Below are 1,337 nucleotides of genomic sequence, written 5' to 3'. Positions count from 1 at the left end.
CGTGGGTTCTAGCGGTCGTTGCAACACCCCGAACGATGCGGGGATGCGATGGGCTTCGAGATCCGTACGAGCCGGAAGCCGCAGGGGCCGAGGATGCTTGCCGAGGAACGTGCTTTGTACCTTGCTTTGGTGCAGCAGGGTTTCAGCAATCGGCAGGCTTGCGCCGTGGTCGGTGTGAACGAGCGGACCGGGCGTGAGTGGAGGTATGGGCGTCCGGTCGGACGTAAGAAGGGGCCACGATTGCCAGCCCATGAGGCTGGGGTCGTGGCCTCGTCCGATCGATGCGCCAGGGCGATCGAGGCCGGTGGATCGTCGCGATACCTGGGTGAAGAGGAGCGGATTCGGATCGCCGATCGGTTGAGGGAGAAGGCGAGCGTTCGGGCGATCGCTGCCGAGTTGGGCCGCAGCCCGTCCACGATCAGCCGGGAGATTCGTCGCAACAGCCATCCTGAGTCCGCTGCCTACCGGCCACATGCCGCACATGCCCGCGCCAAGGCGCGGCGCCCGCGGCCGAAACCGGGCAAGATCGGGCAGAATCAGCAATTGCGCGAGATAGTGCAGCATTGGTTGACCCTCAGGTGGAGCCCGGAGCAGATCAGCAGGAAGCTGCGGTTGCGGTTCCCGGACCGCCCGGAGATGCATGTGACTCACGAGACGATCTACCAGGCGCTCTACGTTCAGGGTCGCGGCGAACTTCGCCGCGAGCTGACCCGGGCGCTGCGTACCGGCCGGGCGCTGCGCCGGCCGCGCCGCGCACCTGATCAGCGGGCGCCGCGATTCGCGGCACCGATGGTGATGATCAGTGAGCGTCCCCCCGAGGCCGCCGACCGGGCAGTGCCCGGCCATTGGGAAGGCGACCTGATCATCGGTAAGGACCAGGGGTCTGCCATCGGTACCCTGGTCGAACGCGCAACCCGTTATGTCATGCTCGTGCACTTGCCCGGCAACCGGGAAGCGGTCACTGTCCGTGATGCTCTCATCGAGACCATGCGCGAGCTGCCAGCTCACCTCAAACGTTCACTCACCTGGGATCAAGGTGCCGAGATGGGGCTACACCATCAGTTCTCGCTGGCCGCCGAGATCCCCGTCTACTTCTGTGACCCACACTCACCTTGGCAACGTGGCTCCAACGAGAACACCAACGGTTTGTTGCGCCAGTACTTTCCGAAGGGCACCGACCTGTCGGTCCACAACCGCGAACACCTCCACGCCGTCGCGGCAGAACTCAACGGCCGTCCACGCAAAACGCTCGGCTGGGATACCCCAGCCGAGCGCCTGGCTATGCTCTTGTCCACCACCAACTAGCAGCGGTGTTGCAACGACCCCTGGAATCCGCC

At 65.1% G+C, this 1,337-nt stretch carries 1 protein-coding gene; it reads left to right on the top strand.

Features of this window, described 5'->3' with window-relative positions:
- Positions 1-93 precede the first annotated feature (93 nt).
- Entirely contained in the window at positions 94-1,305 is a 1,212-nt protein-coding gene (locus ACL03I_RS39305) for an IS30 family transposase (protein ID WP_412808640.1), read from the top strand.
- Positions 1,306-1,337: the final 32 nt, after the last annotated feature.

This window comes from Nocardia sichangensis (assembly GCF_047200615.1).
Taxonomy (GTDB): domain Bacteria; phylum Actinomycetota; class Actinomycetes; order Mycobacteriales; family Mycobacteriaceae; genus Nocardia; species Nocardia sichangensis.
Note: the sequence above shows the minus strand (reverse complement) of the source record. Positions and strands in the feature narration are given on the sequence as shown.

What these genes read in the sequence shown, in the direction of transcription:
- ACL03I_RS39305 (WP_412808640.1), top strand. Translation starts at nt 94, where the DNA reads ATGCTTGCCGAGGAACGTGCTTTGTACCTTGCTTTGGTGCAGCAGGGT.